This is a genomic window from Bradyrhizobium sp. WYCCWR 12699, assembly GCF_032144035.1.
In the GTDB taxonomy this organism is placed as follows: Bacteria; Pseudomonadota; Alphaproteobacteria; order Rhizobiales; family Xanthobacteraceae; genus Bradyrhizobium.
The window spans coordinates 590,665-606,714 of the sequence record NZ_JAVTJN010000036.1; the positions used below are offsets into that span (position 1 = coordinate 590,665).

Sequence of the window (16,050 nt, forward strand, 5' to 3'; positions counted from 1 at the left end):
ATGGCGCCGGCATCACATCCTGCGAAGCCGGCCGCGGCTCCCGGCATCCGCCTGCTGCCGTTGTTCCTGCGCAACTTCGTGCGCAATCGCGAGACCGGCCTTGTACTGGTCGCGATCGTCGTCGGGCTGCTCAGTGGCGTGCTGGTGGCTGCGATCTCGAGCCTCAGCCAGGTTTCTCACGCCCTGCTGTTCGACATTCCTTTCGATGCACATCTCAGCGCCACCGGCGTGATTTCCTGGCAGCGCACGCTGCTCGTGCCGATGATCGGCGGCCTGGTGCTCGCGCTGATCGGACTGTATTTCGCCCGGCGCGTGAAGGGACAGCAGCTCGCCGACGCAATCGAGGCCAATGCGCTCTATGGCGGCCGGGTGTCCTTTCGCGGCAGCCTGCTGATCTCGATCCAGACGCTGCTGTCCAACGGGTTCGGCGGATCGGTCGGTCTGGAGGCCGGCTATACCCAGATTTGCTCGATGTTCGGCTCCCATGTCGGCCAGCGCCTGGCTGCCCGTCGCAACGACATGCGGCTGCTGGTGGCCTGCGGCGCCGCGGGGGCGATCAGCGCCGCATTTTCCGCACCGCTCGCGGGCGCCTTCTACGCCTTCGAGGTCGTGCTCGGCGCCTATACGTCCGCCGGTCTCGTGCCCGTCATCGCCAGCGCCGTCACCGCATGGCTCGTCGCGCGGCAATTGACGCACCAGTCCTTCCTGATGGTGCCTGGATTTCCCTCGCCGGTTTCCGTCGAAATGATCGGGCAGACGGTGCTGATCGGCATCATCTGCGCTTTCGTCAGCATCCTCGTGATGCTCGCCGTCGCATTCTCCGAGCGCTGGTTTCAGCGCATCACGGTGTTCAAGGGCTTCCTGCGCCCAATTCTCGGCGGCCTCCTCCTCGGCGGCCTCGCCTTGCTGACGCCCACTGTGCTCGGCGCCGGTCACGGCGCGATGCAGATCCTGCTGGTCAGCAATCCGACCTGGCTTCTGCTCACGACCACGATCGTGTTCAAGATCCTCGCCTCCGCCATCTCGCTCGGCTCCGGCTTCCGCGGCGGCCTGTTCTTCGCCTCGCTGTTGCTGGGCGCGCTGATCGGGCAGCTCTACAGCATCGTGCTGACCGGCCCTCTTCCCACGTTGGCGCTTCAACCCGGCACGGCCGCCATCGCGGCGCTCGCCGCACTCGGGACGGGCGTCCTTGGCGCGCCGTTCAGCATGGTGTGTCTTGCGCTTGAGATCACCGGCGATTTCTCCGTCACCGTTGGAGCGGTGGTCGCGTCGTCGGTCTGCGCGCTGATCGTGCGCGAGCTATTCGGGTACAGCTTCGCCACATGGCGCTTCCATCTGCGCGGCGAGGTGATCCGCGGCCCGCAGGACATCGGCTGGGTACGGCAGATGAGCGCGGCTTCGCTGATGCGCACCGACTTCGAGAACGCGCTGACGACGATGCCGATCGGCGAGGCGCAAAAGCTGTTCTCGCCGGCACAGGTTCGCCAGATCGTGCTCCGCGATCCCAGCGGCATCTATGCGGGCATCGTGCCCGCCGCGACGCTGCATTCCGTCGCCAACCAGGACGACGAGCAGCTCGGGTCACTGGCCCAGCAACAGGATGAGTGCCTGCTCCCGACCACGCCGGTGCGCGAGATCCTGAAGGCCTTTGAACGCAGCGAGGCCGATGTGCTCGCGGTCGTCGATCGCACCGATCATCGCGCGACGATCGGCACCTTAAGCGAATCCCACGTCCTGCGCACCTACGGGGAGGAGCTTGAGCGCCGGAACCAGGAACTGTTCTCGCGTTGAGAGGGCTAGGGCCGCAGATCCATGTCGATCCGCACGAAGTCGCCGCGATAGGTGACTTCGCCGAGATAGATCACGGTGCGGTCCGCGGTCGTGAAGATGCGGCGGACTTCTGCCACCGGCGAATTCAGCGGCACGCGCAGCAGCCGCGCGGCTTCGATGTCCGCGGCACCTATCGTCAGGGTCTGGCGCGCGCTGGCGATGGCGGGATCCCTGAGATCGTTCAGGATTGGAATCACGGTCTCGTTGCGAAAACGCTTCGGTGACCTGCGGAAGATCTTCTCGTCGAGATAGATGGAAATGACGCAATACGGCTGCTTCTCCCGCGAATGCAGCCGACGCATGAAGACATATTTTTCGGCCGGCTTGCCGTCGCCGGGAAGCAGCGGCGCATTGGTGCGGCTTTCCGAGATATTGATGATCTCGGGCGAAGTGTCGCGATACATGTCGGCGAGATCGGACAGCGTGGTCTCGACCTTGAGCCAGCGATCCTGCCGCACGGTCCCCGTGACGAAGGTGCCGCGGCCCTGCTGCGCCTCGATTACGCCGTCGCGGGCGAGCAGCTCCACCGCCTGCCTGATCGTAACGCGCGACACGCCGAACTCGGCCGCGAGCTCCTCATTGGCCGGCAGGCGAAAGCCCTGAGTCCAGACGCCGCGCGCGATGCGCTGCCGGAAGATGTCGGCGATCTGTGCGTATTTGGGGACGTGGCTGTCGGAACTCAATTCCATCTCGTCCTCCGGAATTCCGGTCGCGCGATCAAGCCATGACCAGCGCTGCACCGCGTTCGCCAATCATGAGGCTGGTCGCATTCGTGTTGGCCGAGGTAATTTGCGGCATCACCGAGGCATCGATCACCCGCAGCCGCTCGACGCCGCGCACACGCAGCTGCGGATCAAGCACGGCCTGCGCGTCGCGGCCCATGCGACAGGTCCCGACACAGTGAAATACCGTGCCTCCCGTGTTGCGCGCAAAGTCCCACAGCCCGGCATCATCCCTGGCCGCCTGGCCCGGCACCATCTCGACATCCCAGAGCGGTCGAAACGCCTTCTGCCGATAGATCTCGCGCAGAATCTTCAGACCTGCAACAATGGTCTTGCGGTCGATCTCCTCGGCGAAATAGTTTGGTGCGATACGCGGCTGCTCAAACGGATCGGTCGAACTGATCGCAAGCTGTCCGCGCGACTTTCCGTGGCACTGCCAGACCGAGGCGGTAAAGCCGGAATAGCTGTGCATAGGCTCGCCGGGCTTGTCGACCGAGAGCGGCATCACGTTGAACTGCACGTCCGGCCGTCCGCCGACGGAATATTCGGTGCAAGCTGCGCCGCCGACCTGCCCCGCCCCCACCGTCAATGGACCGCTGCCCGCCAGCATCCATTGCAGCCCCATCTTCGTTAGCTCGACGGGATTGCGGACCTGATCGTTGAGCGAAATCCGCTCCTTCAGGCGGACGATCAGCCGGGCCTGATAATGGTCCTGAAGATTCGCGCCGACGTCAGGAGAATCGGCAACGACGGGAATGCCGAGCTTGCGCAGCAGGTCGGCCGGACCAACGCCGGACAACTGGAGGATCTGCGGCGACTGCAGCGCGCCGCCCGACAGGATGATCTCTCGATCAGCCGTCGCGCTGTGGACCTGCCCCTTGCTGATCCACTCGACGCCGGTCGCGACGCGACCGTTGAAAATCACCCTGCTGACCTGCGCGTGGGTGATGATGGTGAGGTTCGGACGACCGGCGACGGGACGCAGAAACGCAGAGGCCGAACTGGTCCGCCAGTGCCGCCCGATGCCGAGCTGGTAGGTGCCAACACCGAGCGTCGTAGCGCCGTTGAAGTCGGGATTGCGCGGCAAGCCGAACTGCACGCCTGCCTCGACCCAGGCCTTCGATGCCGGATTATCGTTGCGGAGATCGGAGACTTCGAACTCGCCGAGCCCCCCGTGAAACTGGCTCTCGCCGCCGCGGTAGCGTTCGTAGCGCCGAAAATACGGCAGGAGCTCGCGATAGCTCCAGCCGTCGGCACCGAGGCGTTCCCAATCGTCAAAATCCTCATGCTGGCCCCGTATGAAGATCAGACCGTTGATCGACGAGGAGCCACCCAGCACACGGCCGCGCGGCCAGACGATAGCGCGACCGCCACTCCCTTCCGAAGGCTCGGTCCTGAACAGGCGCGAGAACCGCTCGTTGTAGATGGTCCGGTAGTAGCCGACCGGAAGCTTCAGCCAGAAATTCCGATCCGATCCGCCGGCCTCCAGCAACAGCACGCGGCAGGCCGGATCTGCAGACAATCGGTTCGCGACCACGCAGCCGGCCGAGCCCGCGCCGACGATGATGTAGTCATAACCGCGTGCTGGCATCAGATCGTCCGGTAATTTTCGATTGAGGCAAGATCGGGCGTGATGCCGAGGCCCGCTTCGTCGCCGAGCTCGATCATGCCGTCGCGGACATCGAGCACCGGACCGCAGAACCGGTCACGTAGCGGGTTTTCATTGCAGTCGACTTCGAGCAGTCCGTCGCCGCCGACGCCGGCGAGAAGATGCGCAGATGCCAGAAGACCGATGCCGGCGCCGAGATAATGCGGGCAGAACATCTTTCCCGACGCAAGGATATCGCGCGCGATGCCCGCGCAAGCCGACACCCCGCCCCATTTGGCGATGTCCGGCTGGACGACACCGAGCACCGGCTCACGCAGCACCTCGGCAAAGCCGGCATGGCTCGCGATGTTCTCGCCGGCCGCGAGCGGAAAGCGGATGGCCTCGCGCAATTGCGCCCATTCCTGGCGGGGGCGATCGGCGCGAAGCGGTTCCTCGAGCCAGGCGAGCGCGAAGTGCTCGAGTTGCGGTGCAAGCTCCAGCGCCTGCGCCAGGCTCCAGCCCTGATTGACGTCGGCAGCGAGCAGACCTTCACCCACGAGGCGGCGCAACGCGGCGAGATTGGCGCGGTCGCCTGCCGGATCGAAGCCGATCTTCAGCTTCAGCGCGCGGTATCCGCGGGCCAGGGTCGCTTCCGCCGTCCGCTCGGACCCGACCGGATTGATGCCGCTGGCGTAGACCCTGATCGTACGCCTCGTCCCGCCGAGCAGCTTCCACAGCGCGACGTTCCGGCGGCGCGCGTAGAGATCCCAGACGGCCAGATCGATGCCGGCGATCGATTGCGCAAACGGCCCGGCCTCTCCGGATTGCAGCGCGAGCACCGACGTTCCCTGCGTCAGGCGTTCGAACGCGTCGGACGGCTCACGCGCGTTGAACCCGACGAGGGCCGGTGCCAGCACCTCGTTGACGAGCCGAACACGATGTTCGGCCCCCGGTGCTGGAAAATTGCACCACACTTCACCCCAGCCGATATTGCCGTCGCCGTCCTCGACGCGGACGAACACGGCGGGCCGATCCTTCATCCGCCCGAAGGACGTGATGACCGGCACGGTCAGCGGGTAGCGATAGCCAAAGGCCTGGACGCTTCGGAGGGTGAAAGGCGGCGATGTCATGCGGGAATGCCTGCGACGCCTACGACCAAAGGCGCCACTTGTATGGTCATCCTATTTATAATATGACCTCTGAAAACATCAACCGCAATCTGGGTGGACGCGTCGAATGAACGGAGCCGGCCTGAGACGCCTCGGTCTCGGATTGATACCGTGGATCGGTGCAATCCTGCTCTGGTACGCCGTGCGCTGGAGTGGCTTCGTCAACGTCTCGCTGATCCCCGCGCCGCACCAGGTCGCCGCCAAATTCTTCGAGCTTCTGACCAAGGAAGGTCTGCTGATCGACATCTTTGCTTCGACTCGGCGCGTCTTTCTCGGCGTCGCGCTCGGCATCCTCGTGGCCGTGCCGGTCGGATTTCTGCTGGGCTGGTATCGCCCCGCCCGCACTTTCGCCGATCCCATGATCAACTTCTTTCGTGCATTGCCGCCGATCGCGCTGATCCCGCTGGTAATCGTCTATTTCGGCGTCGACGAGCTCGCAAAGCTCGTCATCCTGTTCTACGCCTCCTTCTTCTCCGGCGTGATCGTGATGTATGAGGGCGTGTCGCAGATCACCCCGCTCTACATCCGCGTGGCGCAGACGCTCGGAGCCAACCAGGCAGAGATCTTTCGCAAGGTCATCATTCCCCTCACCGTCCCGCACATTCTCACTGCGCTGCGCGTGGCATTGGGCGTGGCCTGGGCGACGCTGGTCGCATCCGAGCTGATCGCGGCGCAGCGCGGGCTCGGCGCCATGATCCAGAATGCCTCGACCTATTTCCTGCTCGACGTCATCTATGTCGGCATCATCTGCATCGGCCTGATCGCGCTGATCATGGATTTGATCCTGCGCAAGATCACCGCGCGGCTGTTGGTCTGGCAGGATCGGGCCATCGCATGAAAAAGCGCGCGCAGTTCGACAAGGTGTCGCTGTCCTTCGAGACGCCGAAGGGCCGCCTCATGGTCGTCGAGGACGTCAGCTACGACATCAACGACGGCGACTTCATCGCGGTGATCGGGCCGTCCGGCTGCGGCAAGACCACGATGATGAGCATGCTCGCCGGCTTCCAGAAGCCGACGACCGGCAGAGTCCTGTTCGACGGCCGTCCCGTCGCCGGTCCCGGACCCGAGCGCGGCGTCATCTTTCAGGAGTATGGCGTCTTCCCCTGGTTGACGGTGAAGCAGAACATCGCTTTCGGCCTGACGCTCAAAGCCAACCATGTCGCGACCGCCGAGCGCGACGCGATCTGCGATCACTATCTCAGCCTGATGGGCCTGTCTGACTTCGCCAATTCCTATCCGAAACATCTGTCCGGCGGTATGCGGCAGCGGCTCGCGATCGCGCGGGCCTATGCCGTGAAACCGCAATTTCTGCTGATGGACGAGCCATTCGGGGCGCTCGACGCCCAAACCCGATCCAACATGCAGAACCTGCTGCTCAAGGTGCTGGAGACCGAAGGCAAGACCGTCATGCTGATTACCCATTCTGTTGAAGAAGCGATCTACCTCGCTTCCCGCATCGTGGTGGTGACGGCGCGGCCGGCGCGGATCAAGGAGATCATCGACGTTCCCTTCGCTTACCCGCGCGATGAATCGATCCAGGAACGTCCGGAATTCGCTGAGCTACGCAGTCATATCAGGCAGCTGGTCATGGACGAATATCGCGCCCAGCAGGCGCAGATGCGTCCGGTCTCATTCTCGGAATAACAAGTAACGGAGGACACATCATGGATCGGCGGCAATTTCTGACCACGACGGCAGGCCTGGCAATCGGCACTTTCACGGCCGCAGCCCCCGCAATCGCCCAGGCAAAAACCAAGGTTCGCGTTGGCTATCTCCACACCGTCGCCGTCGACGGCCAGATCTGGACCGGCATGGACCGCGGCTCCTTCGAAAAGCAGGGCCTCGATCTCGAACTGCGGCAGTTCAACACCGGCCTCGAAATCTTCCAGGCGCTGATTGGTGGCAGCCTCGACGTGCTGGCAACTGGCGCTGTCCTCTCGAACTTCCCGGCCCGCGGCCAAGGCAAGGTATTTCTGATCAACGACATCGAGGTGGCGACGGCGCAGCTCTGGGTTCGCGGCGATCAGGGCATCAAGTCGTTCGCGGATTTGAAGGGCAAGCGCATCGCAACCGCGACCGGCACGACGGCGCACGTGTTCCTCGACACCGCGCTCCGGGCCAACAAGGTCGATCCAAAGGAGGTCGAACTCGTCAACCAGACGATGCCGGCGGCCGTTACTGCCTTCATCTCTGGCGCCGTGCCTGCCGTGGCGCTCTGGGTACCGTTCAACGTCACGGTCCGCGACAAGGTTCCGGGCGCGACCATGCTTGCCGATGCGTCAGCCTATTATCCCAAGGCGGCTATTATCGGCGGCTGGGCTGCGGCGAACGACTATTACGAACCCAACAAGGAGACCCTCGCCAAGCTGATCCGCGGCTGGGCGGATGCCAACGACTACATCGTCGCGAACAGCAACGAGGCGATGGAGAAGCTGCAGAAGGGTCATTACAGCCAGACGCCATTGTCAGATATCAACGAGTCCTTCAAGGCCCAGAAGATGTTCACGTCCAAGGACTGGAAGCGGATGTACTCGGACGGGACCGTCACCAACTGGCTGCAGCAGTCGACGGACTTCTTCATGGCCAATGCGGGCATCAAGGACTTCACGCCGGCGAGCAAATACTTCGATCCGAGCCTGTATTTGAAGACGATCGCCTAGATCCAAAGCACCGAGAGACTCGGAGTTCGCGCCGGACACGTCACCTGTGCGGCGCGCTCCAGTTGTCTTCACTCGGCCGATGATTTGCTGACGTACCAAGCATGTGTTGAGCACCGAAGCGAACACCCGTCCCTTCCGCACGCTCAACTACGCTGCTGCACTCCCCTGTTCAGATCGGCGTAGATTGCCGCTCCAAACAGGCTGAGCTGGTCTCATGGGTCAACTGGTCGCAGTCTTTTGGAGGCGCGAGACGTTCCCAAGGCTATGCCAAGCTGCGCGATAGCTGGCATCAAGCCCCTCATTCATTCGCCTTGCGGCGCTCGTTACAACAACCGGACTTATTGAGACCAAGTAGCACAGGCACGAGCGTTGCCTCTGCGAAGCTACGACGACCGCTCGCGGTCCGGGCTGGACTACGCGACCTGCCCGCCTTCCGCAGCTCGCGCTGGCGATTCTCCTCTCGACTCACCCATTCCCTGAGCTCCTCAAGCTCCGCGAGTTCGGTGACAAGCGCTTCGAGACGATGTCGAAGCAGAGCCCGGGGATCGCCGGCTTGAACGGGGCTATTCATGACGCGCCTCCTGATCGAGCTCTTAGAACTCGCCCACTTTAGGGTGTCGGGAAAAATATGCAATCCTATTCGCACCAACAGTCGGCATGTTGCGCTCGTAAAAACCGCGGCGGTGCATCAAGAGGCCGCTTTGCTGTCGGATACGCTTGCAGCCCACGTCCGGCGCGCCGGCGCCAAGGGCTCAGCATTGCCTCGCCGTCCAGCCGCCCACCCGGAGGTGCGCATCGTCGACAAGGCTCCTACCGGCCCGATTGGGTTACACTGGAAATCCGAGTACTGGCTCCCGGGCAGTCCGCCTTGCGCCTTTCCTCGTTCTCTTCGTCGGCGCAATCGACCCCACCATCAGCGGTTGGAATTCCGGAGCTGCCGCCGGTTGCGAAAGGCCCTTTGCCTCCCCCACCGGATCCGCCTCCACCACCCGTTCCGCCGCCACCACCGGATCCGCCGCCATTGCGGGATATCCCTCCGGCGCGAGACGATCCAGGAGAGGGACCGCCCGGCGCTCCGCCACCACCTCCCGATGACCCGCCGCTGGAACTCCCCGGCCCCGCCGCGGACGGCCGACCATTATCGAAGACCGACGGCCCCCGGTCGTTCTGCGTCACTCCACGCAATCCGCCCGAACTTGCAATGGCTCTGGAAGTCAGGGATGTGGATAGAAGCAGGGTCATCACTGGGGGTGTCACGGCCGCAAATTTTCCGCAGGTCCTCAAAAACGCCCGCCGGTCGTCGTTTTCGTTGCCGTCCCGGGTCACGCTACGCACTCCTCGATTTAAATATCAACCCACGTTATTATATATTAAATACCTTTTCAACCAGGAATTTTCTTTACCCGAATGGCGCTGCCGAACGTGCGCTGCCGTAGGATCGCCGGCAATTTTCGGGCTCGCCGCCTCCACTTTCCGACGCACCCGGTCGCTCCCGCGCGATTTTGAGTTGCTCTCGCGATTTAATATCGCCATGATCATTTTAAGCGATTAAACACAGATGCGATATTTGACTATGTTGGATCATTGCATGCCACTGCAATTCCATCGGTCCCTGGGTGACATGGAGATCTGGAGCGCGAGCAGCGACGGCTTCTCGTTCGTCATCAGCTTCGGAAGCCCCGGAGGTCCCGGCTTTCACGGCCGCACCGGCTATTTGGCGAGCTGGCGCCCGCTCTACGAGAACCAAGCCGCAATCAAGATTGGCGGCTCGCCGTTTCGAACGCTAGCCGAGGCCGAAGGGGCCTGCCGCACCGCAATTGGGCATCTGGCACCGCGATAAGCCCGCCGCTTTGCTCACGCTCCGGAACCGCAAGGCGCTCCCGTTAGTCCTCGACCGGATTCTGCTGCAACAGAGCACGAGGATTGAGCTCACCCGACGCTGCGTGCGGCTCGCTCCGCGAAATCGCCAATGCCGCGAGCAGTGTACGGTTGCTCACATCCAGCTTCTGGAAAATGTGATGGAGGTGGACCTTGATCGTCCCGTCGACAAGATTCAGCCGACGCCCAATCGCTTTATTCGATAGACCCTCCGACACGAGCCGCACGATCTGACGCTCCCGGCCTGTGAGTAGCGTCAGGGCCTGATCACCGGCACGGGGCTCCTCGCTGGCCTGCTCGGCGCTTGGCGAGACAGCTGCTTGGTTCTGCGTAGCCTCCCGCAGGGTCGCGACCAGCATCTCCGGATCCGCGTCTTTCGGAAGGACGATGCAGGCGCCGTCCAGGGCAAGCCTTTGTAAGTCACGGTCGCTCGTGGTAGCGGCGAAGAAGATGATCGGCAGGCCTGGGCTCACAGCGCTTGCGGGAGCGAGGATCTGCTGCGGACTGACATCGGGCAGTGCAGCGTCGACAAGCGCGATGTCCGGCACAAGAACTCGGATGGCCTCGATGCAGCTCGCACCATCGCTGCAAGACGCGACGACCGTGAAATCACGGTGCATCGCAAGAACGCTCTTGATGCCTTGCAAGACGATCGGATGTCGATCCGCAATGACAATTCTGATGCGGCGCATGTTACCCCTGCCTATTGCTGATAACCCCCCGTGCAGCCGTTTATTCCAACGCTCTGTTCGCGAGGATAGCCAGTCCGCTCGACCGTAACGCCGCGCCGTCAGGTCTCGGCCTGCCCGGCAACATCTATGGCGCCACAGTAACTTGCGCAGCGAATGCGCGCAGCACCGTAAGAATGCGGTTCTTTCCGCAAAACGTCAGCCCGTAAATCCCGCACGTAAGGACCGCGTCTTAGACAACTTGGGGCAGAATGGACCAGGAAATTCTCTCAGAACATGTCGCCCGTGCGCCAGTTGGTCGCCTGGCATTATTGTCAACATCCAATTAACTTCGTTGGCGTTGATATTACGAATGATATATTGGGGCCTTCACGATTCAAATCTAACATTCGACGAAGTTTTAGCGAAAGCGAGGCCTTCGAAGCCCCGCTTCTGAAAGGGAGAAAAGTAATACTATTCATCAAAGCAAAGCTGGGCAAGTAATTGTGAGAATGGCTGCTGCGTCTTTTTTTCACGGCTCGTCGGTCGCAGGGGCATCGTCGGCAATGAGTAGGTGTTCACATGTATTCTTCGGCTGTTTTGCGTCAAACTCATCAAGCCCTGATCATTAGATTCACTGAATTGCAGAACCTACGTAGTCGCGTGTCGATGGCCGAGCAGCGGTTGCTCGCGCCCAAGCGGCGACCCCAGGTGCGGGCGCCTGGAAGGCGATTGCGCATTCGAAGGCACGGGCTCGGCCGGTAACTCCGACCGCCCAAGTTGAAATCGGCACAGGCGCGCGCGAGTTGATCGCGCTTGCCGGACCCCCGCTGGACCTGATAATCCCCCTCTGTTTCGGTTCGGGGGCATTGGGGGACGGCTTCCATGGAGAACGACGACTGGGCGTCCATGACCACAGCCGAGCTGTGGCGACTTTACGATGAGGTCACGACTGTTCTTGGGCGCAGAATGACCGCGGAGAAAGCCAAACTCGAAGAACGGCTTCGCAGGATTGAGGGGACGGCCGCTGCGGCCCAGAACGAGGAACGTTCTCGCCGCCCCTACCCCCCAGTGTTGCCGAAATACCAGAACCCGAAAAATCCCTCGGAAACCTGGTCGGGTCGCGGTAAGCAGCCCCGATGGCTGAAGGCTCAGCTTCGAGCCGGTAAGAAGCTGCATGATCTCCTGATCGACCGGTCGTCCGCACAAAGGCGCCGCCGGACCGGTTGAGCCCGACCCCGCTGCGACGGCCTACGCACCCACGGCTGCCCGTTGCACCGCAGAATCTACCGGTCGTGATCTTCTTTCCCGTTGGGGCTGCCGTCACCGCCGCCATTGCCGAAGCCATTGTTGCTCCGCACAATGCGACCGCCTGAACTGGCTATCGCAGCCGAGGTCAGCGAGGTGGAGAGCAACAGCGTGACGGCTGGCGGGGTCACGGCGGCAAACTTGCCGCAGCTCTTCAGGAATTCACGACGATCGTCGCCTTCTGCATCGAGATGGGTCATAAGCTCGTCCTACTCCAATCCCAGCCCCATTCAAGATAAACCGCGGCTCACCAGCGGGCAAATTAAATATGCCAATTTTGATAATTTAATTTCGGCCAATCCCATTTGCGCCGGGATCCAACTGCAACCTAGATGACACCCCTGTTGCGCCTGAACTCAGACACCGATGTATTTTACTTTTGACATTTAATTTTTGCTGATTTAATATTAAATTTAATATGGGAGGGGTCGACAGCCCGGGGATAGCGTCCCCAGGCACAGCGGGAGTCTGCGGACTTGCATGTTGATTTCCAGCTTCACTCGCTGAGCGGCCTCTTTGCCCGCGTCGACTCTCTGCGCGACGAATATGTAGTCGCTAAACCTTGGCCCCACATAGTCGTCAACGACGCCTTTCCCGAGAGGCTGTTGGACATGGTCGCGGCCGAATGCACCGCCCTCCAAGAGGCGCGCCTGATTACCACGAATACCGATTGCCTGGTGAAGCAGGAGATATCGGATGGATTGGGGCCGGCCACCCAGCATCTGTTGAACCTGGTGGACAGTCCCCGCTTCCGAGAATTGATTTCGGCGGTCACGGGCGTTCGCGATCTTCTTTGCGATCCGACACACAAATTTGCGGGAGTACATCGAACGCCTCCAGGGGGCTTTACGAAGATTCACCGCGATTTCGAAGTTCACCCGACGACCGGGCTGTTCCACCGGGTCAATTTGCTCGTCTATCTCAATCGGGATTGGCCCGAAGCTTACGGCGGCAGCCTCGAATTGTGGCCTGCGGATATGTCCGCGCTTGGATGCCGCATCTTCCCGCGGTTCAACACCATGATCCTCTGGGAGACGCACGGCGCCACCCTCCACGGCCTTCCGGATCCGGTCACCTGCCCGCCTGGTCGAATGCGCCTTTCAGTCGCATCCTATTACTACACGACGACGCGCCGCGTCGCCGCGTCGGGCGAACGCCGCGTCCGGTATTGGGCCGCGCGACCAGGTGAGGATCAAGTGATCGAGCGAATGTGTTGGCAGGATCACCTTCGTACGCTCATACCCGACCCACTCTACAACGTGCTCCGGGCAGCGCGCGATCGGATATCCGGAGTGCGCCGGTCGAAAGAACCATGAAGCTGGCCTCTTTCAGCGGCAACAGCAGGATCGATCAATGACCGGGAATCGAACAATGGCCGTGCAATTGCGACCTGGCGATGCGGAAACGGGGGTTCTTCGCAGGCCGGGCTTCTCGCCCGTTCGACTGCGAACGCTGATGAAGCTCGCCCTCGCGGACACCGGGCTGGATATGTCGGGAATGACTGTGCTGACCGAAGCCGCGACCGGCGCGTATGCCGTGACCCCGGTGCTTGCTGCAATGGCCGGAGCCAAGCACGTCTACGCGTTCGCGAAATCTGGCCGCCATGGGACCGTGTCCGACGCCAAGCGGGAGACTTTGGAGCTCGCAGCCCCACTGGGCGTCGCTGATCGCATCGAGATTCTGGGCACGATAAGTCCTGAGGTACTCCACAGCGTCGACATCTTAACCAACAGTGGCCACCTTCGTCCTCTTACAGCCGAGTCGATCGCGCAACTGCGGGATGACGCCGTGATTGCCTTGATGTTCGAGGCTTGGGAATTTCGTCATGAGGACCTCGATATCGAAGCGTGCGCACGGCGCAATATCCCGGTGGTCGGCGTCAACGAGCGGCACCCCGCTGTCGATGTCTTCTCGTTCCTGGGTCCGCTCGCCGTGAAGCAGTTGCACGACTGTGGTCTGGCGGTCCTCGGCAACAGAATCGGCCTGCTCTGCGACAATGACTTCCTTGCCCCGGTGCAGAACGGGCTTCAACGCCTCGGCGCGAACGTCGAGGCGTTCAACAGCGTTGCGGCGGTCCATCCCGGCGCGTGGGACGCCTTCGTAGTCGCGTTGCGGCCGGCGGACTCGCCGCGCGTCGGCCAGGGAGAGGCTGCGCATCTGGCTGCATGCGCCCCTGCCGGCGCGATTGTGGTGCAGTTCTGGGGCGACATCGATCGAGCGGCGCTGCAAGCCAATGGTCTCGCGGTCTGGCCCATGCAATCTGTCGGACAGGGCCACATGGGCATTCTTCTGTCCGAGATCGGTCCCGAGCCGATCGTACGATTGCAAACAGGCGGCTTGCGCGCAGCCGAATGGGTTCGCCGCGGCGGTGCCTTGACGCGAGATGGATTCGCCCAGCTCGTACCATGGCAGGGGTGACATGACAGAGCGGCTCCAGCCCGACGTCGTACTCCTCGCGGACGGACCGACCGGCTTCACGGCGCTTCGCTCATTGGCGGCGCGGTGCCGCGTAGTGCAGATCTTCCGAAAACCGGACCAGCCCGAGGCGGGCGCGCTAAGGTCATTTGCGAACAATCGCGACATCCCGATCGCGGAGCTGCAGGAATTGGCACAACTTCGGAAAGTGATCGCGGACGCGCGCCCGGCGGCCGTTGTGATTTCTTCCTTCGATCGGATCATCCCGCCGCACATTCTCGCATTGTGCCGCTTCGTCAACGTCCACTATTCACTTTTGCCGCACTATCGCGGTCGCGCCAACGTCAACTGGGCGATCATCAATGGCGAGACGACTGCCGGCATCAGCATTCATCTCGTCTTCCCGGAGCTCGACGGCGGCAATCTGCTGTTTCAGCAGGCTATCCCGATCGGTCCGGATGACACGGTCACCGCGCTCTACGAGCGCCTCAACGCGATTCAGGAACGTGAACTCGGCGGAGTCGTGGTACGAGCGATCACCGGTTACCAGGGCACGTCTCAAAATACCGACCATGCCTCCTATGGCTGCGCCCGTGTTCCGGAAGATGGAGAGATAGACTGGCGGCAACCTACCGATATCATCGACCGGCTGATCCGCGGCTTAACGCCGCCATTTCCTGGTGCCTTCACCCATCTTGGCGGCCATCGGCTCATCATTGCCAACGCTTCACCTCGGGTTGACGCGCCCTGCTATATCGGCCGCGTACCAGGCCGGATCGTCGGGCGGTCGCCTACCGATGGCTGGGTGGATGTGTTGACTGGCGACGGCGTGCTGCGCCTGTTCAGCGTCCTTCCTCCCAATTCCGAGCGGCCGTGTGCTGCCGCTTCCGTCATCGGATCGACGCGAGCGACCCTCGGGCTCTCGCGTCTAGACCTTCTCCACCGGATCGTCGCGCTTGAAGATAGGCTCGCTTCGCTGGAGCAGCTCAAATGCGCTCCCGAGTAAGCACAACCGTTCGGGCCAGGGAAGGCTCAGAGCATTAGCGCTCCTGTCTCATACCCCTTCCCGTCCAACTGTGGCCCACAGCCCGTCACGGCCCGGGCTCTGCACGCGAACCCAGCGATAGGAGGTCCGCGACCACGGCTTGATCTGTGACGTGAGATTGTCGAGGACGAGATCGCCGCTTCTGGTGCGCACGAGAAGCACCAGATGATGTTCGCCGGAACTGACGACGACTTCGCCTAATAGGAGGACGCGCGAGGGCCAGCCGCGCCGAAGCAAGTCGTGGCGCTTGCTCACCGCGTAATCGTTGCAATCGCCACGCGCGGGGTGGATAGTCCATGCCTCGCCCGAAAGACCAAGCTCGTTGCGGACCGGCTCTATCGCCAGATTGACGGTACGATTGATCTCGCGCAGGTCTGCCCATCGCTTCTCGGTCAACCGGATCGGGCCGCCTCGAAAAGAGCGTCGCGGGCGACATTCGGCCTGATAGCGCAGGCAAAACACCGTGTAAGTAAGGGGCGGCAGAGCCGGGCGCCCCAGCTCGATGTGCGCAGAATCCGCCTGGGGGACTCTTGGCATAACCGGCAAAGCCGCTCGCGACCACTGAACGCCTCCGATGACGATTGCTATGGCCGCTGCGATGACCGGGCCCGAGGTTCGCTGCATCTGCCGATCCCCTCCGTGCGTCAAACCGTGTCGGTCCAGCCAGCGCAAACGCCCGACCCACATAATCCACATTTAATACATTATATTCTATTATATTTAAATATCCATAAATATTAAATTTTCCATCTCATGCGACGCACAAG

At 62.1% G+C, this 16,050-nt stretch carries 15 protein-coding genes and 1 pseudogene; 9 read left to right on the forward strand and 7 right to left on the reverse strand.

The window, feature by feature from the left end:
• Positions 1–1,791, forward strand: coding sequence for a chloride channel protein (locus tag RPS27_RS27710; RefSeq protein ID WP_313754721.1), 1,791 nt, complete (start codon positions 1–3; stop codon positions 1,789–1,791).
• A gap of 5 nt (positions 1,792–1,796) precedes the next feature.
• On the opposite strand, the gene RPS27_RS27715 is transcribed toward RPS27_RS27710, so the two are convergent.
• From RPS27_RS27715 to RPS27_RS27725, 3 genes are read right to left on the reverse strand one after another with little or no spacing between them, the layout of a single operon-like run.
• Positions 1,797–2,519: a GntR family transcriptional regulator gene (locus RPS27_RS27715; protein WP_063684293.1), complete on the reverse strand. Its 723-nt coding sequence runs from the start codon at positions 2,517–2,519 to the stop codon at positions 1,797–1,799.
• Positions 2,520–2,547: 28 nt separating this feature from the next.
• The gene (locus RPS27_RS27720) at positions 2,548–4,143 is read right to left on the reverse strand and encodes a GMC family oxidoreductase (protein WP_212066004.1); all 1,596 of its coding nucleotides are present in this window, start codon (positions 4,141–4,143) and stop codon (positions 2,548–2,550) included.
• Positions 4,143–5,270 (reverse strand): mandelate racemase/muconate lactonizing enzyme family protein, encoded by a 1,128-nt coding sequence (locus tag RPS27_RS27725; protein ID WP_212066003.1) that lies wholly within the window; start codon positions 5,268–5,270, stop codon positions 4,143–4,145. Before RPS27_RS27725 ends, RPS27_RS27720 begins: the two co-directional genes overlap by 1 nt.
• Before the next feature lie 106 nt (positions 5,271–5,376).
• Between RPS27_RS27725 and RPS27_RS27730 the strand changes: the two genes are divergently transcribed.
• From RPS27_RS27730 to RPS27_RS27740, 3 genes are read left to right on the forward strand one after another with little or no spacing between them, the layout of a single operon-like run.
• Positions 5,377–6,147 (forward strand): ABC transporter permease, encoded by a 771-nt coding sequence (locus RPS27_RS27730; RefSeq protein WP_194402558.1) that lies wholly within the window; start codon positions 5,377–5,379, stop codon positions 6,145–6,147.
• A complete protein-coding gene (locus tag RPS27_RS27735; protein ID WP_212066002.1) occupies positions 6,144–6,953 on the forward strand; it encodes an ABC transporter ATP-binding protein in 810 nt (269 codons plus the stop codon). Before RPS27_RS27730 ends, RPS27_RS27735 begins: the two co-directional genes overlap by 4 nt.
• A gap of 20 nt (positions 6,954–6,973) precedes the next feature.
• On the forward strand, positions 6,974–7,969 hold the full coding sequence (locus tag RPS27_RS27740) for an ABC transporter substrate-binding protein (RefSeq protein WP_212066001.1): 996 nt from the start codon (positions 6,974–6,976) through the stop codon (positions 7,967–7,969).
• Between the two features lie 984 nt (positions 7,970–8,953).
• On the opposite strand, the pseudogene RPS27_RS27745 reads toward RPS27_RS27740, so the two are convergent.
• Positions 8,954–9,304 (reverse strand): annotated as a pseudogene (locus RPS27_RS27745) (hypothetical protein); the annotation flags it as partial.
• Positions 9,305–9,557: 253 nt separating this feature from the next.
• On the opposite strand from RPS27_RS27745, the gene RPS27_RS27750 reads away from it, so the two are divergent.
• The gene (locus RPS27_RS27750) at positions 9,558–9,809 is read left to right on the forward strand and encodes a hypothetical protein (RefSeq protein ID WP_211417467.1); all 252 of its coding nucleotides are present in this window, start codon (positions 9,558–9,560) and stop codon (positions 9,807–9,809) included.
• A gap of 43 nt (positions 9,810–9,852) precedes the next feature.
• Here the strand turns inward: RPS27_RS27750 and RPS27_RS27755 are convergent, their stop codons facing one another.
• A complete protein-coding gene (locus RPS27_RS27755; protein ID WP_212066000.1) occupies positions 9,853–10,539 on the reverse strand; it encodes a response regulator transcription factor in 687 nt (228 codons plus the stop codon).
• A gap of 861 nt (positions 10,540–11,400) precedes the next feature.
• Between RPS27_RS27755 and RPS27_RS27760 the strand changes: the two genes are divergently transcribed.
• Entirely contained in the window at positions 11,401–11,745 is a 345-nt protein-coding gene (locus RPS27_RS27760) for an H-NS family nucleoid-associated regulatory protein (RefSeq protein ID WP_211417469.1), read from the forward strand.
• 56 nt (positions 11,746–11,801) lie between these two features.
• On the opposite strand, the gene RPS27_RS27765 is transcribed toward RPS27_RS27760, so the two are convergent.
• Positions 11,802–12,023, reverse strand: a complete 222-nt coding sequence (locus RPS27_RS27765; protein WP_313754722.1) for a hypothetical protein — start codon at positions 12,021–12,023, stop codon at positions 11,802–11,804.
• Positions 12,024–12,299: 276 nt separating this feature from the next.
• Between RPS27_RS27765 and RPS27_RS27770 the strand changes: the two genes are divergently transcribed.
• The 3 genes from RPS27_RS27770 to RPS27_RS27780 are packed head-to-tail and all read left to right on the forward strand — an operon-like array spanning position 12,300 to position 15,244.
• Positions 12,300–13,139: a 2OG-Fe(II) oxygenase gene (locus RPS27_RS27770; RefSeq protein ID WP_246776274.1), complete on the forward strand. Its 840-nt coding sequence runs from the start codon at positions 12,300–12,302 to the stop codon at positions 13,137–13,139.
• Positions 13,140–13,194: 55 nt separating this feature from the next.
• The gene (locus tag RPS27_RS27775; RefSeq protein WP_249131647.1) at positions 13,195–14,241 is read left to right on the forward strand and encodes a hypothetical protein; all 1,047 of its coding nucleotides are present in this window, start codon (positions 13,195–13,197) and stop codon (positions 14,239–14,241) included.
• 1 nt (position 14,242) lies between these two features.
• Positions 14,243–15,244, forward strand: a complete 1,002-nt coding sequence (locus RPS27_RS27780; RefSeq protein WP_212065999.1) for a methionyl-tRNA formyltransferase — start codon at positions 14,243–14,245, stop codon at positions 15,242–15,244.
• A gap of 48 nt (positions 15,245–15,292) precedes the next feature.
• Here the strand turns inward: RPS27_RS27780 and RPS27_RS27785 are convergent, their stop codons facing one another.
• On the reverse strand, positions 15,293–15,979 hold the full coding sequence (locus tag RPS27_RS27785; protein ID WP_313754723.1) for a transglutaminase-like cysteine peptidase: 687 nt from the start codon (positions 15,977–15,979) through the stop codon (positions 15,293–15,295).
• Between the last annotated feature and the right edge of the window lie 71 nt (positions 15,980–16,050).